The organism is Oceaniferula marina (genome assembly GCF_013391475.1).
In the GTDB taxonomy this organism is placed as follows: domain Bacteria; phylum Verrucomicrobiota; class Verrucomicrobiia; order Verrucomicrobiales; family Akkermansiaceae; genus Oceaniferula; species Oceaniferula marina.
Map to the genome: position 1 here is coordinate 548542 of NZ_JACBAZ010000003.1, position 25661 is coordinate 574202.

Genomic DNA, 25661 nt, shown 5'->3' on the forward strand with positions numbered 1-25661 from the left:
TGATTACCCGACAATCGCAACATACTGACACTTCGCTTCACCCCCATCCTCCAACATCTTCTCAGCTTGTAGATTGAACACCCCACATTCTTCGCTTTCCACGCATCTCCACGCAACAACACCCCCGTCCACCTCAGGGCGAAAATCACCATGAAACACAAACACATACGGCTGACTCGAAACACCCTCAGGCAAATCTCCAACACGCTCAGGCAAAACCACCACCTCTTTCAGCACCAACAATAAATTTTTTTTGCAAGCTATCTGATAGGTTCGACCGACTCGATTTTTGTGGTGTTCCATATGCATTCCCGATCTATCCACCACTCCGACAAGCTTGTCAATAAGTCAATCGATCACAAATCGTCACACAAGCGAACATCTTTTTTCTAGACACTCACCTTCATTACATTAAGTTCGGCGAGTCCTCACCAAACAAACTAACATTTTCTATCATGTTCTATGTGAACCCTGTATTACAGGACCAAGGACAACCTAACTAAAACCACCAACCAAACCCCACTCGCAAACAAAACATCGAACTGCTTATTTTTTCAAACCCCACACCGCCTGGCATAGGCACTGTGCGCTAGTGTACTGAACCCCCGGTCATACTAAACCAACACCAATCGCATCCCATCGCCGCAAATCGCAGCCAATCGCTTTCGATAAACTAGCGATAAACCAACGATAGGCGCATGGTCGATTGTTGACGCTCAGACTACTGAACTGGCGCAAACTCAACAGGAACATTCCCTGCATGGCACCACTGTGCCCGGTGAAAGAGGAACAATTGACCTCCTCTCAAAGCAAATCCAAACCCATCAACCAACTAAACCATTAATTCAAGAATCCATGTCTGAACCCCTCATTGCTGAAATTAAAATGTTTGGAGGCAACTTCGCCCCGCGCGGCTGGGCTTTCTGCAACGGTCAAACCCTTGCCATTTCATCCAACTCCGCTTTATTCTCCATCCTCGGCACCATCTACGGAGGTGACGGCCGCACCACCTTCGCCCTACCCGACCTTCGCGGCCGCACCCCCATCTCATCGGGTCGTGGCCCGGGGCTAGCCAACTACAACCTTGGCCAACGAGGGGGCAGCGAACAGGTTGTTTTAAACAGCACTCAAATCCCCTCACATCACCATACAGTCAACAACCTGAAGGTAGGTGTCAGCACCCAGGCAGCAGATACCGACGACCCCTCAGGAGCCGTCTTCGGAGTCGGCAATGAAGATGCCTTTTTTGAAGGAGCCGCCAACGCCACAATGGATGACACCTCCCTTACCGGCAACACGGACTTTACAGGTGGAAACCAATCCCACACCAACATGCAACCTTACCTCGCCACCAACTACATCATCGCCTTGCTAGGAATCTACCCATCAAGAAGTTAGATCAAACCAAAACAAACTAACGACTTTTTTTACTTCTTTAATAAAACCCAATCCAAACGAATGAACGCATTAACAAATCACAAAAACATTCTCAGTATCGCTATGACCACCGCCCTCGGCGTTGGCTTATCCCATGCCGCCCTCATTTCCAGCAGCATACCGACCGTTGGCGAAACCGGCGGCTTCAGTGACGGAGTTGGCGACTACTTCGGCATTGTTACTGGCGGTCTGATTGCCGGCAACACCTTCTCACCCAACACTACAACACCTCCCGAAGGGGCACTCGCAGGGCGCGACCTCGACGACGGAGGCGCCTTGCCCGCCGACCGGACCGCTGAGTGGTCACTCCCCCTTCCCGGAGGAGCCACTCCCCCCATGAGCAGCATCATTTTCAATGGCTCCATTGCCGCGCGTGACAGCACCTCATGGGATGCCTCGGACTCCATCAAACTCGAACTCTTCATCGACGGACTCATCGCAGATAGCATCGAGTTTCGACCCAATAATCCTACCAGCACTACATCGCTGGCCGAGGACACCAATGCAGACAACATCGGTGACGGCCCAGCCATCAATCCGCTTGCACCTTACGCGTTCCAGCTTTCCTCTCCCACCACCGCCAATACCGGCGTCACTGTAAAAATCACCGCCCATTCCGACTCAGCGAATGAAGAGTTCTGGGTCAGCGGCACCCTCTCTGCGGAGGTTGATACCTCAGGAACCGTCCCTGAACCCTCCTCCACCATGCTGCTCGGACTGGCAGGATCCATCTTGATCTTCCGTCGCAAAAAATAAGACCCATCGATTCGATTAACATCCAGAATAACCCACTAATCCCACACAACCATGGCTGATCCTTTTCTCGCAGAAATTAAAATGTTCGGGGGCAATTTTGCACCTCGCGGCTGGGCCTTTTGCAATGGCCAATTGCTCGCCATCAACAACTACCAAGCGCTCTTCTCCCTGCTGGGCACCACCTACGGGGGCGACGGACGCACTTCGTTTGGTCTGCCCGACCTCCGTGGACGAGCCGCTATTCACTCTGGAAACGCCAGCGCGGGCCCGGGACTGACCCCTCGCCCATTGGGACAAAAATCCGGGGTTGAACAGGTCACCCTGACCGCCAACCAAATTCCATCACACCATCACACTGCCTCGAATCTGAAGGTAGGAGTCAGCACTCAGGCTGCTGACACCGATGATCCGTCCGGCACTGTCTTCGGCGTGGGTAACGAAGATGCTTTTTTCGAAGGAGCAGCCAACGCCAACATGGGCGACAGCTCAATCACCGGCACCACGGACAACACCGGCGGCTCCCAGCCACACACCAATATGCAACCCTACCTTGCGGTCAATTACATCATCGCCCTTCAAGGCACATTCCCATCACGTAGTTAATCCCAAGCCCCCATCACCATGCGCACATCACAAACCCGAAGACATTTTCTTCACAGACTTGGCTGGGTCTCCGGTGCAGGCCTGGCCTCGCCACAGTTATTACTCGCCGATACCAGCTCACACCGCCGCAGCGGCCAAGCCCGTCGTAGCCTGCAAAAAGTCCTGTCATTCGTGGACCGCTATGCCAGCCAATCCTGCCTTTGTGGTATCAGTGCCGCGGTAGAAGCCACCGGAGGCCAACAAAACACCCCGGTTCAGATCCTTGCCTGCATTGCATCCACCGAAAGCCTGACCCGAGCCCTCACCCATACGGCAGGGTTACCATTCAATCAGGTTTACGCCGATGGCAACCAACTCGCATTCCACTACTCAGGACGCGAATACACCATCTTCAACCAGCATGCTGAAGAATTCTCACAGCAAAAAGAAACCATTCACCGCTATGGAGTAGGACCGGAAAGCAGCACCGCAGCCTATGCCCACGACTACCTTACTTGGGACAACCAATCCCGAAAACTCAGCGACCTCAAACGCACGGTTGTCGGCAACAAGATCATACTCAAAAAGGTCCTGCCAGCCGGAGTTTCCTACCAATTCCAGGATATTCTCAAAGGTATGCTCGACGCCTCCATCCTGGAGCTTGAGACGCCGGAAGCCATCCTTAACGAATGGCGGCACACCCTGAAGAATACCCAACCTGAGGACCCGGATACCATCACCGCCTGCTTACTGAGCCACCTGACCGACCTTAGCTTCTACCTGGAGGAGCCCGCCATCATCTCGCTGCTGCAAAGCCCACTACTTGCTGAGTCACTTCGTCAGGTGTTGTCGATTCGCACTCAGGATCTCATTACCTGCTTCAAACAACTCAAACCAAAGGCTCTGCGAAGAAAGGATCAGGAAAGCCTCTGGCACGCAGCCCTCATCGCCGTTTGCCCGGATGGAGCGAATAACCAGACACTCCAAGCCCACTTCTTAAACCCCGGTTCGCATTCCAAGCGAATCTCTCCCCACGCGACCTGGCGTCGCGCCTGCCAACTGAGTGCTTGATGCTCCTAAGTACCACGTGGCACTCCCCCTCTGCGCCTTTGGCGCAAAACCAAAACCCCCTTCCCCCAGCCTGTGCCCACCCCGGGGCACAGGCATTTTTTGGCCTCTTGCCCGGAAACCAAAGCCCCATGTGCTCGCTCATTGCTCTCATCCCTCAGGACACGGCCGGCTCTGTAAAATTCCCCAACATTTATAATCGCCTCAAACCTGGTTTTCGTCTTTGATGCACGCACTGTGAAGGAAATCTGGGAACAAGCGATACTCTCCTACAACCTGCCACTCACCGTTGCGCTGGGTCTGGTCATCGTTTTCTGGATTCTGGCCGTCATCGGAACCATCGATTTCGAGTCACTCGACTTCGATTTTGATTTCGACGCCGATGTGGATGCAGACCTCGATGCCGATCTGGATACGGATGTCACCCCCGGTTCTGGAGGTTTCATGATGACCATCCTCAAATTTGTCAATGCCACCGATGTGCCGGTCATGATGGTGCTGAGTTTTCTCACCTTGTTCATGTGGACTTTCGCCATCATCTCCAATGCCGCCTTCAACCCGAATCACTCCTGGCTGATTGCCTCTGGACTGATCGTCGGCAATTTCTTCCTCAGCTGCCTGATGGTCAAAATCACCACCCAGCCTTTCCGTCCGTTTTTTAATGCGTTCAAAAAAGGGGAAAACGATGACGAACCGGTGATTGGCCGGGTCGGCACCGTCAAATCCCGGGTCATCGACACCAAATACGGTCAGGTCGAAATCCCACGGGATAACGGAGCCCCCGCCATCGTCAACTGCCGCATGGCTGACGATCACGAGTCCATGGTTCGGGGCGACCAGGTTCTGGTCTTCAGTAAGGATAAGGAGAAAAACTTATTCCTCGTCCGCAGCGCCACCCCCTCTCAGGAAAAACAAGAATCAACAGAAAAACAAACAACCCAGCATCAAACAACTACATCACAACCATCCCAACTAGAAAACCATGAATAATATAACACTAATCGCAGGACTCTGGGACATCATCAAAGGTCTCGGTGTTGGAGTGCCCATCGTCTTCGGCGTTATTGCCATCGCCGTCATTTTCGCTTTCGTCAATTGTTTCCGTAAAGTGGAAAAGGGAACCGCCTTGATCCGCACCGGACTAGGTGAAACCAAGGTTACCTTCACCGGCATGATGGTCTACCCCGTCGTCCACCGCGCCGAACTCATGGACATCTCACTGAAACGCATCGAAATCGACCGGACCGGTAAAAACGGACTGATCTGTAAGGATAACATGCGGGCCGATATCAAGGTTGCCTTCTTTGTCCGGGTCAACAACGTGCGCGAAGAAGTCGTCCGCGTCGCCGAATCGATTGGCTGCGACCGTGCATCGTCCGAACAGGAAATCCGCGTCCTCTTCGATGCCAAGTTCTCTGAGGCCCTGAAAACTGTCGGTAAGAAATTCGATTTCATCCAGCTCTACGAAGAGCGGGACACCTTCCGTGATGAAATCCTGAAATGTATTGGCACCGACCTCAACGGCTTCGTGCTCGATGACGCCGCCATTGACTACCTTGAACAAACACCCATCGAGGCCCTCGACCCCGATAACATCCTCGATGCCGAAGGTATCAAAAAGATTCACGACCTCACCGCCGCCCAGGCGAAACTCTCCAACAACATTCAACGAGACAAGGAGAAGGTGATCAAACAACAAGACGTCGAGGCACGCGAGGCAATCCTCGAACTCGAACGCCAACTCGCTGAAACCGAAGCCAAACAACAGCGGGAAGTCGATACCGTCCAGGCACGCGAACAGGCCGAAGCCCTGAAAGTCCAGGAAGAAGAACGCCAAAAGGCCGAGCAGGCACGCATCGCCGCCGAAGAGGAAATCCAAATTTCCGAGGAAAACAAACAACGCCAGGTGCTGGTTGCCCTTCGGAACAAGGAGCGAACCGACGCCGTCGAACTCGAACGCGTCAAACGCGATCAGGAACTTGAAGCGATCGAACGCGCCCGCGTCACCGAACTCAAGGACATCGAGAAAGATAAAGCCGTCGAGGTGCAGAGGAAGGAAATCCAGGATGTCATCAAAGAGCGTGTCGCCGTGGAAAAAACCGTGGTGATCGAACAAGAGAAAATCAAAGACACCGAAGCCTTTGCCGGTGCCGACCGGACCAAGCAGGTGAAAGTCACCCTCGCCGAAGCCGAAGCCCAGGAAGTTTTGATCGAGCAGATCAAAAAAGCCGAAGCCCAGAAAGAGGCTGCCCAGCTGCGCGCCGATCAGGAGCTCTACGAGCGGGTCAAAGCCGCCGAAGCCGCCAAACAAGCCGCCGAACTCCACGCCGAGGAGGTCGTGGTTGCCGCCGAAGCCGAACAAACCGCCGCCGAGAAACAAGCACTCGCCAAGAAGATGCTCGCCGAAGCCACCGCCAAGGAGGCCGCCGCCGTCGGATTGGGTGAAGCCGAGGTCATGCTCGCCGTGGCCGATGCCACCGAGAAACAAGGAACCGCCGAAGCCACCGTCGACCGCCTCAAGTTCGAGGCCGAGGCCGATGGTATCCACAAGAAGGCCGATGCCATGAAACTCTTCGAAGAAGCCGGTCAGGAACACGAAGAATTCAAACTGGAACTCGAGAAGGAAAAAGCTGTGGAGCTCGCCGCGATCGACGTCCAACGCCAGATTGCCGAACAGCAGGCAGTCGTGGTGGGAGAAGCCCTCAAGTCCGCCAACATCGACATCGTCGGTGGCGAGACTCAGTTCTTCGACCGCATCACCAATGCCATCACCACCGGTAAGGCCGTCGACCGCACCGTCGACAACTCCCGGGTGCTGGGCGATGTCAAGGAGACCTTCTTCAACGGCGACCCGGAGTATTACAAGTCCCAGATCCAGTCGTGGCTCGACCAGTTTGGTGTCGAAACCGAGGACATTAAAAACCTCTCTGTCGGCGCTCTGCTCGGCAGCTTGGTCCCAATGGCCGAAGGTGAAAAGCGCACCCAGCTGCTCTCATTCCTCAACGCCGCCGAACGTTTCAACATCAAAGACCAACCCGCCAAAAACTTCCTCTAACCTGGATAGGATTCGACCACGGAACACACCGAATACACGGAAATTATTGCCATGAGCTTGCTGTTTGAAAAGGAAAGCTATGCAATCCGTGGGGCGTGTTTCGAGGTCTACCGGGACAAAGGATGTGGATTCCTAGAGGATGTCTACCAAGAGTGCTTGGAAATTGAATTTGAGCATCAAAACATTCCCTATGTAGCCCAACCAACTCTTGAGCTGGGCTACAGGGGAAAAACTCTCAGACAAACTTACAAGCCCGATTTCATCTGCTACGGAGAAATCATCCTAGAAATCAAAGCTGCAAAAAACATTGGCGACTCACACCGAGCCCAACTCCACAACTACCTCAAAGCCACCCGGAAACGTCTCGGTTTCCTAGTCAACTTTAGCCATCACCCCAAAATAGAAATCGAACGCATCATTCTGTAAAACTTCCGTATATTCTGAGCATCCCATCATTCTCAATGACCCACGCAACCATAGCACTTTCCGTGTATTCAGTGTGTTCCGTGGTTAACATTGAACACTCACTCTCAACACCCGCGATTCGAAACATCCGTCCGATTCAAGGTTTCAAATAATCATCCCAAGCCATCATCCCAAGCCATCAACCCCTGCACTTTCCGTGTATTCAGTGTGTTCCGTGGTTAACATTGAACACTCACTCTCAACAACCACGATTCGAAACATCCACCCGATTCAAGGTTTCAAATAATCATCCCAAGCCATCAACCCCTGCACTTTCCGTGTATTCAGTGTGTTCCGTGGTTAACTAAAAATGTCAGATCAACAGCAACAGCTAGAAAGTGGTGCCTACGAGGTCATCCGTGGGCGCATGGAAAAACATGGCCTGGACCTGCGTGAACGGATCGAAAAACTCAACACCGACCGGAAGCAGATCTTTGGTGCAATCGACCCCGCCCTCATCGCCACCGAGCGCATCAGCACCGAGCACAACTGCGTGCCGCGCGATATGGTATCGATCGGGGCCAATCGATTCCTGTTCGGCTACAACATCCAGTTCGGGCTGAAAAAAACCACCCACCCGTCCGACGTTTTCGACATCTACGAATACGACCCGGAATCCCATGCTTTCTCCAAGCTCGATGAAGTCGCCATCTTTGGTTCCGAGTTCGCCGAAGACTTCCAGTACCTCTACAAGTACTACAAACAAACGACCTTTGTAAAATTCATGCTCATCGGCCCGCACCTCTACATGGGCATGCGGATCGGCAAAGCGATCGACGACATCAAAACCTTCAAGTGGCTCATCAATGGTGATGGCTCACTCGAATACCTCGGCAACCGCTTCGACCACGAGTATCTTTTCCCACCCCAGCAGGAATTCGAATGGATCCGCGCCCACCGCGATATGCAACGCGGCGGCGAACACCCACACATTTCGATCGACGACCGGATCTTTGTCGAAACCGTCGGTGGCGACCTCACCATCAAGGTCGAGGATAATACCTCAGACGGCAAAGGCATCTACGAAGAAGAAGTCTCCGACCTCGACCAAACACTCGACGATGCCGAGATCTTCTACGCCAGCGTCGGTCCCCTGATCCTACTTAAAATCCTCCCCTACCGCGAGGAAGACTACCGCTACCTCGTCTATAACGAAAAAACCCAGGATGTCCACCGACTCGATGCCATTGGCCACTCCTGCGTCCTGCTCCCCGACGAGCACGGACTGATCTTTGCCAACGGCTACCTTCAACTCAGCGGCGAAATCAAAACCTTCGACCACGGTATCCTCGACATGCGTTTTGAAAAACGCATTGTCAGCGCCAACGGCGAAGACACCCTCTTTGTGTTCTACAACCGAGCCAGCGGAGATTACGTTCTACTCTCCTACAACTTGATCGAGCGCTCGGTGGAAAACCCGATCATCTGCAGCGGTTACTCACTCTTCCCCGACGGCAAACTACTCTACTTCCGCTCCGAGGGACAGCGCTCCGGCAATGGCGAGGCCAAGCCCCCCGAACCTCAAAAACATCATGTCATCCAGGCATGGCAAACCCCCTACCTCAACGACGAGTTCTCGGCCCGAATCACCGCCGAAAACGATTCCTTTCTCTTCAAAATTGGCAACCCGGACATCGTCCGCTGTATGGCCGAGTGCCGCGAGGTTCTCAATTTGTTAGGAAAAGAGGATTCCTATGCCGGACTCTACCTCGATCTGGTCAAAAAGACCGGCGACATCAACGACGCCTATTTCTGGGTCAGTAAAAACGAAGCCTACAAGCTCTCCGATCCACTACGGGAAATCAATGCCGCCGCCAACTCCGCCATCGATGAGTTCGACAAGGTGGTCCGACTCCGCCAATCGACCGGCGAACAGACCACGGCCACCCAGGAATCCGTTCGCACCCTGATCCGTCAGGTCGAACACTCCCCGCCCGATGACATCCAGGGATACGTGCACCAGCTCACCAGCCTACGCACCCTGCGTGGAGATATCATCGGCCTGCGCGACCTCCGCTACGTCGACCTCGATCTTGTTGCATCCTTAGAACAAGACGTTGTCACCGCCACTGAGACGGTTTCACAAAAAACCGTCAATTTCCTGCTCACGCCGGAAGCTCTCGATTCCTACCGGTCCGCTGTCGATGAACAAAAAGCATCGATTGCAAAATTGAAAAAGGTCACCGAGGCCGACGACACCGCTGAGTCACTCGACAACGCCGGCGCCGAACTCGAAATGCTGATCGATGTGGTCAGCAATCTAAAAATTGAAGATGCCACCCAGACAACCGCGATCATCGAGAGCATCTCCAGTATTTACTCGACCCTCAATGCCGTTCGCGCCGAACTGAAAAACAAACGTCAATCGCTGGCGAAGTCGGAGGGCACGGCCCAGTTTGGTGCCCAGATGAAACTGCTCGGTCAGGCAGTAGTCAATTACCTCGACCTCTGCGATCACCCGGACAAGTGCGAAGAGTATCTGACCAAAGTCATGGTGCAGATCGAGGAACTCGAAGGAAAATTTGCCGAGTTCGATGAGTATGCCGACGAACTCGCCGCCAAACGCGAGGAGGTCTACGACGCCTTTGAAACCCGCAAGACCACCTTGCTGGAAAAACGTAACAAGCGGGCTGCCAATCTGGTCAAATCCGCCGAGCGGGTGCTCTCCGGGATCAAACATCGCGCCGAAGGCTTCAAGGAGATCAATGAGATCAACGGCTACTTCGCCGGCGACCTGATGATATCCAAAGTCCGCGACATCATCGAGCAACTTGAAGAACTCGGCGATACCGTCAAAGCCGCCGACATCCAGACCCAGCTGAAAACGCTGAAAGAAGATGCCGTCCGACAGCTCAAGGACCGCAAGGAGCTCTACGTCGATGGCAAAAACATCATCCAATTCGGCAAACACAAATTCAACGTCAACACCCAGGAGCTGCAACTCTCAATCGTCCCCCGCGACAAGGATATGTGTTTCCACCTCGCTGGCACCGATTTCTTTGAGCCTATCACCGAACCCGCCTTCCTCGAAACCAGCGCTGTCTGGGAGCAAGAGGTTATCTCGGAAAACAAACAGGTCTACCGCGCCGAATACCTCGCTTACCAGTTTCTTCGTGACGGTGACCTTCGGTCAGCCAGTCAATCGCTTGAAACGGAGCACTTGAAACTTGAAACTCTGAGCCGCTTCGCCGCCGAGCGTTACACTGAGGCCTACACCAAAGGCGTTCACGACCAGGACGCTTTCAAAATCCTCGAAGCCCTGCTCCCCATTCATAAAACGATTGGCCTCCTAAGATTCTCACCAGCCGTCCGAGCCGCGGCCATGCTCTTCTGGCACACTTGGGAGTCACCTGAAAAATCAATTCTGGAATCCCAGCTTCATTCCATCAGCGAGATGCGGAAAAGCGGCTTCGCCTCCAACACCGACTCTTCGAGCTACCTGCCCCAGCTCACCGAAGCCCTCTCGGAGAGTAAACTCAATACTCTCAACTCCAACCTCCAACTTCAAATCGCGAAGTATCTGTTCGCCCAACTTTCCTCTGGCTCCCCCTTTGTGGTTTCCCCCGAGGCGAACAACATCATCCAGAAGTTCAACCAAACGCTGACCGCCAAACGTGCCAAGGACGCCTTCGAGACATCCACTGCCAATCTCACTGGCCAGGCCAAATACCAGACGATCCTCGACTGGATCATCTCCTCCCGCGAGCTCAGCCAGCCCGGAGAGCCAGAACCTCATTCAACACTCAGCATTCTACATTCCCAATTCCGCGAAGCGGCGGCCCATCTCCTGATGGGGCAACCAGCGAAGCGGGATGTCCACCACGTCGAGGTCGCCACTGAAATCAACGGCCTCCTGGGCTCCCACACGGTCATTGATGAAGGCAATTATCAGCTCCACTACAATGCCTTTATGGATAAACTCGATGCCTTCGAGTCCACGGATGTCCCCACCTTCCAGGCCTATCAAAGAACCAAACAAGAACTCACCGAGTCCAAACGCGACGATATGCGCCTGCACGAGTTTCAGGCCCGCGTCATGTCCGCCTTCGTGCGCAATAAGTTGTTGAATGATGTCTATCTGCCCATGATCGGCGACAACCTCGCCAAACAGATGGGCACCGCCGGTGTGGATACCCGCACCGACCGCATGGGGCTGTTGCTGCTCATCTCCCCTCCGGGGTACGGAAAGACCACGCTGATGGAATACGTTGCCAACCGACTTGGTCTGACGTTCATGAAGATCAATGGTCCGGCCATCGGCCACGCCGTTACCTCACTCGACCCGAACGAGGCACCCAACGCCTCAGCCCGTGAAGAGGTCGAAAAACTCAACCTCGCACTCGAGATGGGCGACAACGTCATGCTCTACCTCGATGACATCCAGCACTGCAACCCGGAGTTCCTGCAAAAATTCATCTCCCTCTGTGACGCCCAACGGAAAATCGAAGGGGTCTACAATGGTCAGGCAAAAACCTACGACCTGCGCGGTAAGACCGTATCGGTCGTCATGGCCGGTAACCCGTACACCGAGTCCGGCGGTAAGTTTCAGATCCCGGACATGCTCGCCAACCGCGCCGATACCTACAACCTCGGTGACATCATTGGCGGCCATGCCGAGTCGTTTAAAGCCTCCTACATCGAAAACTCGCTGACCTCCAACAGCGTGCTCAGCAAGCTGGCCTCACGTTCGCAAAAGGACGTCTACGCCGTGATGCAGGTCGCCAGCTCCGGCAGCCAGGAAGGAGTCGACTTCGAAGGCAACTACACCGCCTCAGAAATCGATGAGTTTGTTAAAACCACCCAGCACCTCTACACGGTGCGCGATACCATTCTCAGTGTAAACCTGCAGTATATCCGCTCAGCGGCTCAGGAAGATGCCTACCGCACCGAACCCGCCTTCAAACTCCAAGGTTCTTACCGGAACATGAACCGGATCGCCGAAAAGGTGCTGCCACTGATGACCCACGAGGAAGTCCGCGAGCTGATCATCGACCACTACGAAAACGAATCCCAGACACTCACCACCGGAGCCGAGGCCAACTTGTTGAAGTTTAAGGAAATGGAAGGCATTCTCACCAAGGAGGAAGCCAAGCGCTGGGAGCAGATTAAGAAGGACTTCAACAAAAACAAAGTGCTCGGTGCCGCTGGCGAAAACGATCCGCTGGGCCGCGTCGTCGCCCAGATGACGATGTTCAACGATGGGCTCGATGCCATCCAAGAGGGGATCGCCAAGGCCGGCAGTCACTACGCCCAACCTCAGACGCTCGCAGAGGACACCATCAGCCAGCTCGAAAAGATCATCGCCGGCCTGCGTGCCGTGCCCGTAGAGGTCGATATCAACCTGATCGCCGAAGAAGAAGACGGCGTGGAAGGCCTCGAAAAAACCTCCAGAAAACCACCAATCAACGTCAAACCGGAAATCCGCCAGAAAGACTAAACCATAAACGATCCACCACGGAACACACTGAAGACACGGAAAATTAAGGGAGGCTCTTTAACCTCTATCCAATTCACCAAACCTTCCGTGTATTCAGTGTATTCCGTGGTCAACCATCACAACCCACGCCGCTATTCGTGCAGATTCGTACGATTCGTGGTTCCCAATCTTATGAAACGACTACTCATCATCAGCCTCCTCCTCCCCTTCCTCCTCACCTCTTGTTTTCAAGAAGAGAAAACCTTCATCATCAATCCGGATGGCACCGGAAAAGTGGAATTCAAAGCGACCTTCCCACTGGATTCCGTGATCAGTCTGGGAAATGAGAAAGAGCTCACTCCCGAGAAAAAAGCCAAAAACGCAGTCACTAAAATTATCGAGGAATCCGAAGGCGTCGCTGCGTGGGCAAACGTCTCCTACAAGATCAACGATGAAGGAAAAATCGAATTTCAGGGCACCGCTTACTTCAAGGACCTCAACAAAGTTGAGCTGAAGATGGGCAGCATTGACTCTAACACTTTAAAACCCACCCTGGTTAAGAAAAATGGATTGGTCACGATAGAATGCGCACTCGAAAGCAAGAATGGAGACAAGGCCAAACCTAAAAAGGATCAGCCGAAGTGGGATGAAATGACCGAAAAACAGCAGAAACTTGCCATCGCAAAAACCCGCCAGCAACTGCAGCAAATGAAAGGAATGCTCAGCGGAATGGCAGGAGACATGAGCACCAAAGTCACCATCCAACTGCCAATCCCCGGCCAAAAAGCCAGCGGATTTAAAAAGCTCTCGGACTCATCCTTCAGTATCACCCAGACAGGACAAATGATGCTCGATGGAATCGACAAGGTGTTGGCTGATGAGAAAATCATGCAAACCATCTCAGGCGATATCAACATGACAGATGAGCCACCGGCAGAAGTGATGCATCAGATGTTCGGCTTTTCCATCAATCCCACAGTGAGTTTCCCCGCCACTGCCAAGCCGGCATTCGACTACAAAAAAGAGCTCAAGGCAGCGCAGAAAGCGGCTCCCGCGATGATGAAAAAATTGGGGCTCTCCGTCACCCCTCCGGCACCCATGGTCGGAGAAGCCAAGTTTAAGTCCTTGAAGGTCGCAGGTATCCGCATCGTTACCCCCGCCCCCGATCAAAAGGTTCGTGCCTTTAACTGGTCAGAAGGAACCTCCATTGCCTTGATTGGTGAACTCCCGGGCGCGGTCATCAGTGCCGACGAAGGAACCATCGAAACCTTCACCCTGAATAACGGCCAGGACCTGCTTTCAACGAAAAAATGGGACCAAAAACCACGGTCCATCGATCTCAGCGAAGACGGCACCCTGCTCGGGTTCGAAGTGCAAACGGACCAACTACCCGAAGATGGCGCCACATCAATCAAAATGCTCAAGGGTGAGATCATCTGCATGGCCGCAAGTTCAAGTCAAACCGTCGACTTGGAATTTGCTAAAGTAGCCGAAGGCGAAGAAAGCGAACACTACGGCGCAAAAATCACCAAATTCAAGGAAAGCAAATACAACGAAGGTCAAAAAGAGCTCTCAATCCAATTTGAGCTCAAAAGAAATCTCATCAAAAAGGTCTCCTTCTTTGATAAAGACGGCACCGAACTCAAAGTCAAAGAACACGGCTATTCCTGGTCGGGAAAAAGGGGCACGCTCTCTTTCCTTTGCGACGATACCCTTCCCGAGGATTGCGTGATTGCACTCGACCTCTACACCGACCTGAAACAACACGCGTTCCCATTCAAGATTGAGAACAGCCCCCTGATCCCCGTCAGCCCCAAAAGTAAGTAAACCTTCCACATAGGTAAAAGAAACCACCAATCTTACGAATGGAACGAATCTTTTCAGGAACGGCAATCGACCCATTCTAACAACATCAAAACTTTATCACATAACCATATGACCGAAATTTCATGCCCTCACTGTGGAAAAGCGTTCAAGATAGATGAGACTGGATATGCTGACATTCTCAAACAAGTCCGTGATAAAGAATTCGACGCACAGCTTCACAAAAGGTTGGAGCTGGCTGAAAAGGATAAACTCAACGCTGTGGCACTCGCAAAGGAGAAGCTCAGCCGCGAACTACAAGGTGAGACTCAAAAAAAGGAAGCAACCATCAATGAGTTACATGCTCAGTTAGAAGCAAGGAAAACCGAGCAAAAGCTGGCGGTCAATCATGCAGTTACCACAGTCGAAAAAGAGCGGGATGACCTACTTAACCAACTAGAGCAAGCAAAGCAGGAAACTAAAAATGCCACACAACAGGCTGAGAAAGAAAAGGCAAATGCTATCGAGCTAACGGAGCAAAAAGTAAGTAACTCTTTGCAGACTGAGATTCAGGAACAAAAGGCCATCATCCAAAATCTGAAAGCTCGGCTGGATGCTGGAATAACAGCTCAACAATTGGCCGTTACAGAAGCCGTCAATTCTTTAGAAAAAGAGAAAAGCGATCTCGCGAATCAATTAAATCAATTGAAAGTTGATGGCGAGAATGCCTCGAAATTGGCTGAAATTGAAAAGCAAAAGGCATTGCAGGAGTCAACCGCTCTCAAGGAAAAGGAAATCCAGGAGTTGAAAGGTCAACTCGAAGCCAAGGAGGTTCGCCAGAAGCTGGCCATAAGCGAAGCTATGAGCGTGGTTGAAAAAGAACGTGACACGCTCAAACACAACTTAGACCAAGCTGCTCTCGAAAAGCAGGTCGCCGAGAAGGCTCTAACGGATAAGTATGAAATTCGTTTGAAAGACCGCGATGAGGAGATTGAACGCCTGAAAGACTTTAAGGCGAAGCTCTCCACCAAGATGGTGGGAGAAACCCTTGAGCAACATTGTGAAACGGAGTTCAATCGTATCCGTGCAACGGCCTTTCCACGGGCGTATTTTGAGAAGGACAACGACGCCAGCACGGGCAGTAAGGGAGACTTCATCTTCAAGGACATTGACGAAGCTGGAACCGAAATCGTTTCCATCATGTTCGAGATGAAGAACGAAAGTGACACCACTGCGACCAAGAAGAAAAATGAGGACTTCTTCAAAGAGCTCGACAAAGACCGGAATGAAAAAAGCTGTGAATACGCCATACTGGTCTCGCTGCTCGAGCCCGAAAACGAACTCTATAACACAGGTATCGTTGATGTCTCCCACCGCTATAAGAAGATGTATGTCATCAGGCCGCAATTCTTCATCCCGATGATTACTTTGCTCAGAAATGCAGCGATGAATTCTTTGAGCTACAAAAATGAACTCGCGCTGGTAAAAGCCCAGAATATCGACGTGACGAACTTCGAGTCTGATTTAGAAGATTTTAAGGCCAAATTTGGAAGAAACTACGAGCTCGCCTCAAGACAATTCCAAACTGCCGTTTCTGAAATCGATAAATCCATCAATCACTTACAGAAAACGAGAGATGCTCTTCTGAAATCGGAGAACAACCTCCGCCTCGCAAACGACAAGGCCCAGGACGTAACGGTGAAAAAGCTGGTGCGCAAGAACCCCACAATGAAGGAAAAATTTGCGCACGCCAAAACACAAAAGCAAAGCGAAGTCGCTGAGTAGAACCGTTACACAAAGGCGCAGAACCGCCACGAGAGCAGCCGATTCATCGGTTGGGAGCTTTGCGTGAGATCTTCCTTTCTCCCGACAAACCAAAAAGCCCGCGATGACTACCAAACAATCGGGTAGAAGTCTTGGGCTTTTATCGAGAAACGCGATTGGCTTTTGCAGACCAGCCGTCTAGTATGCTCGTCAATCGTGAAAGCCCTCACCACTGTTCTCACTACCTTTTTGGAAAACCGGACCAGCCGTCAAAATCTGATGGCCTTATTCCGTTTGCTCTTCGTCTTTTTGATCATCGTCACGGTTTTCAGTGTGATCTTTCACGAGCTGATGGAGCGGGAGGGCCAGCACCACAGCTGGGTCACCGGCTTTTATTGGACACTGACGGTGATGTCGACGCTTGGATTTGGTGACATCACCTTTTCATCCGACCTGGGCCGGCTCTTTTCCATCGTGGTCCTGGTCACCGGTGTCGTCTTTCTGCTGGTCTTGCTTCCCTTTACCTTTATCGAGTTCTTTTACGCTCCCTGGATGCGGGCCCAACAGGCGACCCACGCCCCGCGTGAGTTGCCAGCCACAATGAAACGGCATGTTATTCTGACCCTGCACGGCCCGATCACCAAGCTGTTGGTAAAGATGTTGAAAAAACACCACCACCCGTACGTTGTACTCGTCCCAACCCTGACAGAAGCCCTGGATCTTCATGAAAACAATGTGCCCGTGGTTCTGGGGGAATACAGCGACCCCGAAACCTATCAAAAGCTCCGGATCGAGCAGGCGGCCATGGTCGTCACCACCCGATCAGACATCATCAACACCAACGTGACGTTTTCCGTCCGCGAAATCTCGGAAAACATCCCCATCATCGCCTCGGCGAGGTCAAGCGCAGCCGTGGATGCTCTCGAACTATCCGGGGTCACCCACATCCTGAATCTGGAAGAAATGATGGGGCAAGCACTGTCCCGCCGCGTGGTGGGCGGCGATTCCAAAGCCCACGTGATCGGGGTGATGGACAAACTCGTCATCGCCGAGGCTGCAGCCGCCGGCACGGAACTGGTAGGGAAAACCATCGCCGAGAGCAAGATCAAGCCGATCACCGGAGTCACGCTGGTCGGCTTCTGGAATCATGGAAAACTCTTGCCTGTGGCTCCCGACACCCAGATATGCGATTCGTCTATTTTCATCCTCGGCGGCACCCACGACCAGATCGAAAAATACAACACGGCCTTTGGCCATCAAAGCAACAAAAAGAGCAGCGTTGTCATTGTCGGAGGCGGCCGGGTGGGGCGCGCCACGGCTCTTGCACTGGACGAACAAGAAGTGGAATGGAAGATGATCGAAAGGCTGGCTAAGCGGGTGAAGTTTCACGACCGAACCCTCGTCGGTGATGGCTCCGAGTTCGACCTGTTGGTCAAAGCCGGCCTGCACGAGGCGTCCACGGTGATCATCACGACACACGACGACGACACCAATATCTTCCTAACCATCTTCTATCGCCGCTTGCGTAAAAGTCTCCAAATTATCAGTCGCTGCACCCAGGAGGAAAACGTAGCCCGCCTTCACCGGGCCGGGGCCAATGTCGTGCTGTCCTATTCCACCATGAGTGCCAACACCATCCTGAACTACCTCCGTGGCAGCGAAACCCTGCTGCTCGCCGAAGGAGTCAGCATCTTTACTGCCAAAACCCCAAAAGTCTTGGAAGGCACGACCCTGGCCAAATCCCAGGTGCGCTCCAAAACCGGCTGCTCGATTATCGCCACGGATCAGGACGGAAAACGCAGGATCAACCCCGACCCCGACACGGTGCTTCACGAAGGGAAGAGCCTCATTATGATTGGGTCACTAGCGGCTGAAGAGAAGTTCTTCGAAATCTATGAGCCCGAGATCTAAACAAAGAGCTTCGAACCATCTTGAAAGGACCGCAGCCGCCAACTCAGCGAAAATCATGACAATGAAAACCACGGCCCTCTACTTCGCCATTACAGCATTTGTCCTTCTTGCAACACACAGCAGCTATGCCACCCCGGACCGCAGTGTCAGGGTCCATGAAAAAATGCTCGGTACACATGCTGATGGATACGCGATCATTCGCGAAGAAATCGACAACCTGGGAAACTATTATACCGACGACCGGAATATATGGTTAGATGAATACTCAAAGGATGACGCTTCGGGAAGCAAAGTGAAAACCACTTTTCTGTTAAATCAGACAGACTCGGTCGACATGGATGATGGCACGGTCAAAACCACTTCTACGCAACCCGATACACCGACACCCACCTTATCGGATTTAATAAGCCGCTACTCACCCATGGGGCTAAAAGCATGGTCTCAAGATCAAATCAAAGAGCTACATATCGACCACAAAACCGGACACATCGCCTACAGATCCCAGTCCCTCTTTGATGCAAACACCGTGCTCAAGCAACGTTTCCGTGAATCACACAGCGAGCAAAACTTCAGTTTGGTGTCGGTTGCAGAAGACTCGAATGCAATCTTTCTCACCATTTCGACCATGGTGCAAGAAGGTAGGCAGGAACGTGTGATTTGCGTTTCTCCCAGCGTCACTCGTAATGTCAGAGCTCTCCAAAACCTTGAACCCATTCATCTCTCAGCGGGCACATTTCAATCAGCCGAGGAGGCATGGGACTTCAAACGAAAACTCGATAAGGACAAAAAAAATCGTCGCTCCGAATCGAGTGTCTGGTCTGTCTTCCGGGAGAAGGATGCAAAACTCGATTATGTTGTCATCCTCACCCATTCGAAATCCTTCATTGGTAAGAATGATCGAGGAAGGATGAAAACCGTCCCTGAAGTTACTTTGGTTCCCATCACCAGTGACCATTTTCGCTCCCTGATTGTTGATGCAGCCCCATAACACAGCATGCCTGCCCTTTAGAAAACCATGAAACCATTAGTCATCACCCTACTGAGCTCCTTGTTTCTCTTTGGGCTGCTTCAATCAGAGGGACTCGGACAGCAAACGATCATCGAGGAGCAATTCTTCGGCTCCAACTCAACATCCTACGCACTTCTGCGAACAGAAACCATGTTGTCACCCGCTGGTGAAAAAATCCGCAGCCGCACCTGGCTCGATGAATACACAAAAGTGCCGACCCTACTTTACAACTACTCGACGAAACAGCCATACGAGGAACAGATCCAACAAGGTGTCTATGGCAGCAAACTATCTCGGTCCGTTCTTTTACTGGACACCAGCCATAATCAGAAAAACCATAAACAGCCTACTTCTGAAACACAAACCACAGAGAAAAGAAACGTCCATACACAGGAGCGCACAACCACCATCTCCAAGCTTCTTCTTCGCTACCCATGCCGCAGTTTAAAGCCATGGCCAGCCGAACATGCAGCACAACTGCGTCACTCCGATGAGAGTTTGTTCATATCGTTCAAGGGGCAAGTCATGGTGAATGGTAAAGCGATGAGAACTCACATGGGTGGACTCGATATGGGTGATACAAAAGCCAAGTCATTGATAGGGTCGCGGACGGTTGACCAGGTCGCTGACGACAATAACTGCACCTATCTGACCGTCACGGCACGTTCTGAGCAAAAGGTCCAGACCCGCATCTTTTGCATGGTTCCCCCACTGGCCGATAATCTACATGCCTTATGGACTAGGGAGCCTCTTTACCTCACAACTGGTCTCATCAACGAAAAAGAAGAGGCTCTACATTTGGCCAAGGAGATGCGTGGAAAACTAATCAAAGAAAAGGCATGGTCTGCGGTTGGCGTAGAGGTGTGGTCATTTTACAACTCGTCCTATTCTCGTCGTTTTTTCTGCGTCGCCATTTCTGACACCATGGATCTCATCAAGCGCCGCCAGGTTCGGGCCCTTTCCGAACTACTCGACATGCAGTTCGTTCCTATGCCAAGCGGCACATTCGCCGTCTCCGTTCAGAAGTTTCCGTAAACAAAGGCATACTTTGGAGTCATCCAATTGAAATCAGGGGCTTGTGTGCCAAGCTTGTGTGCCGAGCTTGTTTGGCTTTTGTCGGCTGCAAGGGTGTGGTATGCCCCGGGCGCAGGGTTATGAAATGTGTCGTCTTATTCACCGTCATGGTTTTATGTGCTTGTTCGTCCAAGCCGAAGGTCGAAGATGTAGGGATAAGTGAAGCGTCGTTTCGCTCATACCATTACCAAGTGCTGTATGATTTTTTCGGTGGGCAGGGATTTGATAAAGCGAACCTTAGCTCTCATTCACACCACCTGATGCAGGTTCAAGAGGTGCAGAAAGTCTTTACATCCGCTGAGGCCGATCTATCAGGCGTGCTTTTTGTCGATTGTAAGGACAAAGAAAAAATAAAAATATCAGCATTCCCTACCCGTGAAGATTTAGACGACCAAACGAGAAAACTCAACGATACCGAAAAAAAGGCTCTCGCAAGCTTGTTATCAAAAAAGGAAGGCTATGCGGGATACCGGGAAAAAGGCTCAGAAGTCCATTCATTTATGTGGCCTGTCCGCGCCATTCATGAGACATGTGTCACATGCCATGGGGGTGAAAAAGGAGCCTTATTGGGAGCGATTGTTTATCAGTTTTCTGAGTGAAACCAAAAGCACATCTGGCAGTATGCAACAACCAATCACTGCCACATATAGCGCTTCTCCAGACATGAATCATGCCGCTATCCGCTCTGCCCGGTTTGTTTTTCCTTCTTGTCAGCAGCGCCTCCTGATTTAGGGTGACTCCCTCGCTCCTATCTACCTACTTAGCCAACGACATCACCATGAAAACCACCACTCTCTGCTTCGCCATTGCCACATGTTGCCTTTTTGCTGCATGCTCGAAAAAGACAGAATCGTCCAATCAGCCAACGGATGCAACAGCTTCTGAGAACCTGCTCGATGCATGGTCCTATGTTCTCGTGGATGAGGACGTCAAAAAAGAAGATGTCTGGAGCGAAAAAGATGGTGTGATCATCTGCAAAGGAGAACCCTTGGGCTATTTGGTAACCAAAGAGTCCTATCAGGATTTCAAACTGGAGTTGGACTGGCGTTGGGCACCCGGAACCGCACCCGGCAACAGCGGTGTGCTCCTGCGGATCGCTGGAGAACCCGCGACCTTCATGCCGAAGTGTGTCGAGGCCCAGCTCAAGAGTGGCAGCGCCGGCGACCTCTGGGCATTTTTCGGAGCCAGTATGGAAGGTGAGCCCAGCCGCTTTCGGGAAATCAAAGATCACAAGGATCTCGGAGACTTCAAAGGCATCGCAAAAATCAAAGCTGCAGAAAAAGCACCCGGAGAGTGGAATCATTATGAGATCACGCTTTCGGGAGGTAAGATCAACGTTGTGGTCAACGGAGAAGCCGTCAACCAAGCAAGCGGACTGGATGTTCTATCCGGGCCCATCGGCCTGCAATCGGAAGGTGGTGAAATCCACTTCCGGAATTTCAAAGTCACCCCTCAATAATCCCCGGAGTCCTCAACTCGGCAACGGGGCGAAGACGGGAGCGATACCGCAGCCGCTTGCCCTTATCCCGACGAGTAACCATCATCGTTCCTTTCGAGTCTTCGCTCTGCTTCACTTACGGCCAATCCTCCGACCGATAAAGCTACTCCTCCCCATATGCGTGGTCCCGGAATGTCAGGTGATCATTCCGGTCGTGCAAAACGCCCAGCATATATTTGGACGAAAGTAACACGACCCACTGCCCGTCCTGGTCACGAGCGATGGCCGATCCGGTCGGTAGATGAACCTTGGGGGCATTGCGATCACGTCTCAAGGGATCAGGCTCGTGTTCATCAAACCACTGAACAACCGACCATGGCGAATGTTCCAGCCGGGTTTCGACCCCATACTCTGCGATCAGGCGAGCTTGCAACACCTCAAACTGGAGAGGTCCCACAGCTCCTAACATCGGAACAGCCTGAAGACTTCCATGCACGTGGTATGCCTGGGCCACACCTTCTTTCATCAACTGCTCCATCCCTGATCGGTAACGTTTGATATTGGCTGTATCCTTGTTGACGATGTAGGTGAAACACTCCGGAGTGAAACGGGGCATCTCTTTATAAACCACCTTGGGGGCGCTCGTCAGAGTGTCACCGATGAGGAAATTATAATTACCCACCAAGGCAAGGATGTCACCAGCGTAGGCGGTATCCAAGGTCTCTCGGTCCTGACCAAACAACTTTTGGGCATTGGCGAGTCTGACTTTTTTACCGCTGCGCTGGTCGACCACCTGCATATCCCGCTCGAACACACCGGAAACAATCCGAATAAAGACCGCCCGGTCGCGGTGCCGCGGGTTCATGTTGGCCTGAATTTTGAAAACAAATCCTGAGAAACTATCTGTATTCGGCTCTACCATCTTGCCATCACTGACGCGCCCGGCAGGTGGTGGTGCCATTTGCAGAAAGCTCTCCAGCATGTTCTGCACCCCGAAGTTGTTCATCGCGCTCCCAAAATAAATCGGCATCTGTTCACCGGCCAGAACCCGATCAATCTCCAAGGGCTCGGTCAGGCCATCGAGCAATTCCACTTCCTGGGTCACTGTCTCATAAAGGTCATCACTCAAGGCCTCGCGGACTTTGTCATCCTCGATCCCGGCAACTTCAAGAGGCGCCTTAAACGTTCCACCCGTGGTTCGTTCAAACAGGTTCACCTCGGCTTTTTCGCGATCATACACGCCACGGAAGCGCTCTCCGTCACCAAGCGGCCAGTTGACCGGTGCCGGGGCCAATTTGAGCACCTTTTCCAACTCGTCGAGCAATTCCAGCGGTGGACGTGAGGGACGATCCATTTTATTGACGAACACAAAAATGGGGACGCCACGCCGACGGCAAACGTCAAACAGCTTCAAGGTCTGCGCCTCGATCCCCTTACCGGCGTCGATCACCATCACCGCGGCATCCACCGCCGAAAGCACCCGGTAGGTGTCTTCAGAAAAATCATGGTGACCCGGAGTGTCGAGCAGATTGACACAGCAATCGTTGTATTCAAATTGCAGCACTGTCGAGGAAACCGAAATCCCCCGCTCCTTCTCCATCGCCATCCAGTCGCTGGAGGTCGATTGTTGTTCTTTTTTAGACGTGACACTCCCGGCCAGGCCAATGGCCCCCCCGTAGAGCAAAAGCTTCTCGGTGAGGGTCGTTTTCCCCGCATCCGGGTGGGAGATGATGGCAAAGGTCCGGCGCCGAGAAATTTCGTGTGCAGCGGCGGCGGAAACCGGGTTGGTGATCGTTGAAGTGCTCAAAGGTGAAAGGGGGGTAACGCAAAGCAGCGCAATTGGCAACTCAGCAACCCAGGCGATTTGGTAAATTTTCAGCCGCGCGCTGTTACCCGCTACATAGGCTGATACAAAAGCTGGCCGTCATGTCACTTTTTACCTTTCCTGTCTGGCTTTCACCGTTACTGTCCTCCTTTATGCATCGCTTTCATCAATCCCTCAAACGCGCCATTCTCACGTGCTCTCTGACGACCTGCCTCATCGCCCCATGCAGTTTTGCCGGTAACTCCTTCGGTATCAAAGAGCTGAAAATCGACGAGACAATGCAAAACCGCTTCATGGTGGATGCCATTTACTACTCCCCCAGCTGCTCCAGACTGATCAACACCGTCACCAACGACCACTGGAGAATTCTTAAGTTCCGCCTGACAGCGAGCAGTGATGACTGGTATTTTCTAGACTTCAACAATGGTCAAAGTGATGACCCCACCTTTGTGATTTCGCCGGTCAAAAACCCCAAGCAATCTTCTTCGTTTACCGCGACCACCTTACATATTCCGGGTAATGGCCATCTCTATTTCGAGCGAACCATGAACAGTTATCTCCCCGTGGAAAAAGGTAAAATCGTCCGAACCGAAGACGGCTTCGAAGAACAGCAACAACCGTTTTACGCCATCAATCTCAAGACCAAAACCCTCAAACCCGTTCAACTCTACGGAGACGAAGCCTGCACCAAAGTCATCGCAAAACTGGGTATAGGCGCCAAGGTCACAGCGCTGGTGGCGCGCCCAAACAGCCCTCATATTCTCGTCCAAACACCCTTCGGCCTCACCGGCTGGATCAAAGACGCCTCCACAAACAGTGATCTCGATGGCATCGCAGCCAGCGGCGACTAAGCTGCACCCATTCAACTCCACCACCGCCCAACAACCCACTCACATCCCAAACCTATGTACCCAGCTCCATTGCTCATCCGTATACTCACCCTGGCCTCGGTCTTCACCCTTGCTTGCAACATGCAAATCCATGCCGAAGACAAGGAAGACAAAGTTCTTCTCACCCCAGAACTCTTCGACTACGACTACGAATTGGCATACTATAAAAAAACAAACATGCTCTACGTAAAAATGGAACGTATGGCACGTTACGGCAGAAGCATTTTGACAATATCGCCCAAAGATCTCGACCTGAAAAAGGCGGACATTGAAGACATCACCGGCGGCGGACGCCGGGGCTCCACCTACCTGTCGATTCCGCTCAAACCCAACAAACAGGTTCTCGTTCACTACTGGGATTCAAACCCGGATGAAGAGGAAGTCAAATCCCCTGAATCCATCGGTTACCAAAACTCCGTCCTGATCTGCTGTTCCAGCTCCGACGCCGCAAAAAAACTTCTCGGCATCCTCGCCAAGCTGGCAAAATAAACCCATGCCCAGGTCTCAGCCTCCAATGGAGACTGGGATCATGACCCTCCCAGTTTACCTCTATCCCGTTGTCCGTTCTTATGAGAATCCCTTGCATGTCCCATCTGAGCGCCGGAATGCTTGCGCTTCTGATCTCATCCTGTGCCGGCCCCGATACTTCCGCCGAACGTCAACAGCAAGCTCGCAAGCTAAGCCATGACCTTCAGCAGCTTTCTCCGGCTGTCAGTGCGGTCGAAGCTGACAAGATGGCAAGCGTCGCGGTGGAGGAGTCGGCCAAACTGGCCGAGAGTTACAAACCACTCGGCCCAGCATGGTTTAACAATTGGCTCGTCAACCGGGGACTACGCAAACGAGGTCTTTGCTATCACTGGCGCAACGATTTATTCCCTCACCTCTTTCAGCTGAAATCAAAAACCCTGGAACTCCACCTTGCAACCAGCAAACGTGGCACACCATTCGAGCACAATGGCATCGCGGTAACCGCACGTAACCAAGCCTTCGAGCAGGGAATCATCCTAGACCCCTGGCGCAAGGGAGGACGGCTCTGGTGGGGCCCCATCATTCAAGACCGCTATCCATGGGAACTCCAGCACCGGGATCTCACACCGATGAAACTTCGCCCCCTACTCATGCCAGAACGCTACCCAACACCAGAATCTGCAGGATGATGTAAGCCGAT

General features: G+C 52.4%; 20 protein-coding genes. 18 read left to right on the plus strand and 2 right to left on the minus strand.

Annotation, left to right across the window (positions count from 1 at the left end):
- Positions 1 to 3: 3 nt before the first annotated feature.
- On the minus strand, positions 4 to 303 hold the full coding sequence (locus HW115_RS10020) for a hypothetical protein (RefSeq protein WP_178932489.1): 300 nt from the start codon (positions 301 to 303) through the stop codon (positions 4 to 6).
- 552 nt (positions 304 to 855) lie between these two features.
- Between HW115_RS10020 and HW115_RS10025 the strand changes: the two genes are divergently transcribed.
- The 15 genes from HW115_RS10025 to HW115_RS10095 all read left to right on the plus strand — a co-directional run bounded on the left by HW115_RS10025 (position 856) and on the right by HW115_RS10095 (position 21799).
- Complete coding sequence (locus HW115_RS10025; protein WP_178932490.1) at positions 856 to 1398, plus strand: phage tail protein; 543 nt, start codon at positions 856 to 858, stop codon at positions 1396 to 1398.
- Positions 1399 to 1458: 60 nt separating this feature from the next.
- The gene (locus HW115_RS10030) at positions 1459 to 2193 is read left to right on the plus strand and encodes a PEP-CTERM sorting domain-containing protein (protein WP_178932491.1); all 735 of its coding nucleotides are present in this window, start codon (positions 1459 to 1461) and stop codon (positions 2191 to 2193) included.
- A gap of 51 nt (positions 2194 to 2244) precedes the next feature.
- Complete coding sequence (locus HW115_RS10035; protein WP_178932492.1) at positions 2245 to 2796, plus strand: phage tail protein; 552 nt, start codon at positions 2245 to 2247, stop codon at positions 2794 to 2796.
- Between the two features lie 18 nt (positions 2797 to 2814).
- A complete protein-coding gene (locus tag HW115_RS10040) occupies positions 2815 to 3846 on the plus strand; it encodes a hypothetical protein (RefSeq protein ID WP_178932494.1) in 1032 nt (343 codons plus the stop codon).
- A 234-nt stretch (positions 3847 to 4080) separates the two neighbouring features.
- Positions 4081 to 4833, plus strand: coding sequence for an OB-fold-containig protein (locus tag HW115_RS10045; RefSeq protein ID WP_178932496.1), 753 nt, complete (start codon positions 4081 to 4083; stop codon positions 4831 to 4833).
- Entirely contained in the window at positions 4826 to 6898 is a 2073-nt protein-coding gene (locus HW115_RS10050; RefSeq protein ID WP_178932497.1) for a flotillin family protein, read from the plus strand. The genes HW115_RS10045 and HW115_RS10050 overlap by 8 nt, the downstream gene beginning before the upstream one ends.
- Before the next feature lie 51 nt (positions 6899 to 6949).
- Positions 6950 to 7324: a GxxExxY protein gene (locus HW115_RS10055; RefSeq protein WP_178932499.1), complete on the plus strand. Its 375-nt coding sequence runs from the start codon at positions 6950 to 6952 to the stop codon at positions 7322 to 7324.
- 349 nt (positions 7325 to 7673) lie between these two features.
- Positions 7674 to 12800 (plus strand): DNA repair ATPase, encoded by a 5127-nt coding sequence (locus tag HW115_RS10060; RefSeq protein ID WP_178932501.1) that lies wholly within the window; start codon positions 7674 to 7676, stop codon positions 12798 to 12800.
- Between the two features lie 171 nt (positions 12801 to 12971).
- The gene (locus HW115_RS10065; protein WP_178932503.1) at positions 12972 to 14606 is read left to right on the plus strand and encodes a hypothetical protein; all 1635 of its coding nucleotides are present in this window, start codon (positions 12972 to 12974) and stop codon (positions 14604 to 14606) included.
- Between the two features lie 108 nt (positions 14607 to 14714).
- Positions 14715 to 16367: a DUF2130 domain-containing protein gene (locus HW115_RS10070; protein ID WP_227021405.1), complete on the plus strand. Its 1653-nt coding sequence runs from the start codon at positions 14715 to 14717 to the stop codon at positions 16365 to 16367.
- Between the two features lie 195 nt (positions 16368 to 16562).
- Positions 16563 to 18257, plus strand: a complete 1695-nt coding sequence (locus tag HW115_RS10075) for a potassium channel family protein (protein ID WP_178932505.1) — start codon at positions 16563 to 16565, stop codon at positions 18255 to 18257.
- A 55-nt stretch (positions 18258 to 18312) separates the two neighbouring features.
- Entirely contained in the window at positions 18313 to 19245 is a 933-nt protein-coding gene (locus tag HW115_RS10080; protein ID WP_178932506.1) for a hypothetical protein, read from the plus strand.
- Positions 19246 to 19272: 27 nt separating this feature from the next.
- Entirely contained in the window at positions 19273 to 20301 is a 1029-nt protein-coding gene (locus tag HW115_RS10085) for a hypothetical protein (RefSeq protein ID WP_178932508.1), read from the plus strand.
- A gap of 119 nt (positions 20302 to 20420) precedes the next feature.
- Positions 20421 to 20939 (plus strand): DUF3365 domain-containing protein, encoded by a 519-nt coding sequence (locus HW115_RS10090; protein WP_178932509.1) that lies wholly within the window; start codon positions 20421 to 20423, stop codon positions 20937 to 20939.
- A gap of 179 nt (positions 20940 to 21118) precedes the next feature.
- On the plus strand, positions 21119 to 21799 hold the full coding sequence (locus HW115_RS10095; protein ID WP_178932510.1) for a 3-keto-disaccharide hydrolase: 681 nt from the start codon (positions 21119 to 21121) through the stop codon (positions 21797 to 21799).
- A 142-nt stretch (positions 21800 to 21941) separates the two neighbouring features.
- On the opposite strand, the gene HW115_RS10100 is transcribed toward HW115_RS10095, so the two are convergent.
- A complete protein-coding gene (locus HW115_RS10100) occupies positions 21942 to 23585 on the minus strand; it encodes a peptide chain release factor 3 (RefSeq protein WP_178932511.1) in 1644 nt (547 codons plus the stop codon).
- Between the two features lie 170 nt (positions 23586 to 23755).
- Between HW115_RS10100 and HW115_RS10105 the strand changes: the two genes are divergently transcribed.
- The 3 genes from HW115_RS10105 to HW115_RS10115 all read left to right on the plus strand — a co-directional run bounded on the left by HW115_RS10105 (position 23756) and on the right by HW115_RS10115 (position 25650).
- The gene (locus HW115_RS10105) at positions 23756 to 24454 is read left to right on the plus strand and encodes a hypothetical protein (protein WP_178932512.1); all 699 of its coding nucleotides are present in this window, start codon (positions 23756 to 23758) and stop codon (positions 24452 to 24454) included.
- A 54-nt stretch (positions 24455 to 24508) separates the two neighbouring features.
- Positions 24509 to 24982: a hypothetical protein gene (locus HW115_RS10110; protein WP_178932513.1), complete on the plus strand. Its 474-nt coding sequence runs from the start codon at positions 24509 to 24511 to the stop codon at positions 24980 to 24982.
- A gap of 95 nt (positions 24983 to 25077) precedes the next feature.
- Positions 25078 to 25650: a hypothetical protein gene (locus HW115_RS10115; RefSeq protein ID WP_178932514.1), complete on the plus strand. Its 573-nt coding sequence runs from the start codon at positions 25078 to 25080 to the stop codon at positions 25648 to 25650.
- The last annotated feature ends 11 nt before the right edge of the window (positions 25651 to 25661 follow it).

Excerpts from the sequence above, each read along its gene's own strand:
- HW115_RS10050 (WP_178932497.1), top strand. The coding sequence starts at position 4,826 with ATGAATAATATAACACTAATCGCAGGACTCTGGGACATCATCAAAGGT.
- HW115_RS10080 (WP_178932506.1), top strand. The coding sequence starts at position 18,313 with ATGACAATGAAAACCACGGCCCTCTACTTCGCCATTACAGCATTTGTC.
- HW115_RS10110 (WP_178932513.1), top strand. The coding sequence starts at position 24,509 with ATGTACCCAGCTCCATTGCTCATCCGTATACTCACCCTGGCCTCGGTC.
- HW115_RS10095 (WP_178932510.1), top strand. The coding sequence starts at position 21,119 with ATGAAAACCACCACTCTCTGCTTCGCCATTGCCACATGTTGCCTTTTT.
- HW115_RS10060 (WP_178932501.1), top strand. The coding sequence starts at position 7,674 with ATGTCAGATCAACAGCAACAGCTAGAAAGTGGTGCCTACGAGGTCATC.
- HW115_RS10030 (WP_178932491.1), top strand. The coding sequence starts at position 1,459 with ATGAACGCATTAACAAATCACAAAAACATTCTCAGTATCGCTATGACC.
- HW115_RS10025 (WP_178932490.1), top strand. The coding sequence starts at position 856 with ATGTCTGAACCCCTCATTGCTGAAATTAAAATGTTTGGAGGCAACTTC.
- HW115_RS10035 (WP_178932492.1), top strand. The coding sequence starts at position 2,245 with ATGGCTGATCCTTTTCTCGCAGAAATTAAAATGTTCGGGGGCAATTTT.
- HW115_RS10055 (WP_178932499.1), top strand. The coding sequence starts at position 6,950 with ATGAGCTTGCTGTTTGAAAAGGAAAGCTATGCAATCCGTGGGGCGTGT.
- HW115_RS10070 (WP_227021405.1), top strand. The coding sequence starts at position 14,715 with ATGACCGAAATTTCATGCCCTCACTGTGGAAAAGCGTTCAAGATAGAT.
- HW115_RS10065 (WP_178932503.1), top strand. The coding sequence starts at position 12,972 with ATGAAACGACTACTCATCATCAGCCTCCTCCTCCCCTTCCTCCTCACC.
- HW115_RS10105 (WP_178932512.1), top strand. The coding sequence starts at position 23,756 with ATGCATCGCTTTCATCAATCCCTCAAACGCGCCATTCTCACGTGCTCT.
- HW115_RS10040 (WP_178932494.1), top strand. The coding sequence starts at position 2,815 with ATGCGCACATCACAAACCCGAAGACATTTTCTTCACAGACTTGGCTGG.
- HW115_RS10090 (WP_178932509.1), top strand. The coding sequence starts at position 20,421 with ATGAAATGTGTCGTCTTATTCACCGTCATGGTTTTATGTGCTTGTTCG.
- HW115_RS10115 (WP_178932514.1), top strand. The coding sequence starts at position 25,078 with ATGTCCCATCTGAGCGCCGGAATGCTTGCGCTTCTGATCTCATCCTGT.
- HW115_RS10020 (WP_178932489.1), bottom strand. The coding sequence starts at position 303 with ATGGAACACCACAAAAATCGAGTCGGTCGAACCTATCAGATAGCTTGC.
- HW115_RS10085 (WP_178932508.1), top strand. The coding sequence starts at position 19,273 with ATGAAACCATTAGTCATCACCCTACTGAGCTCCTTGTTTCTCTTTGGG.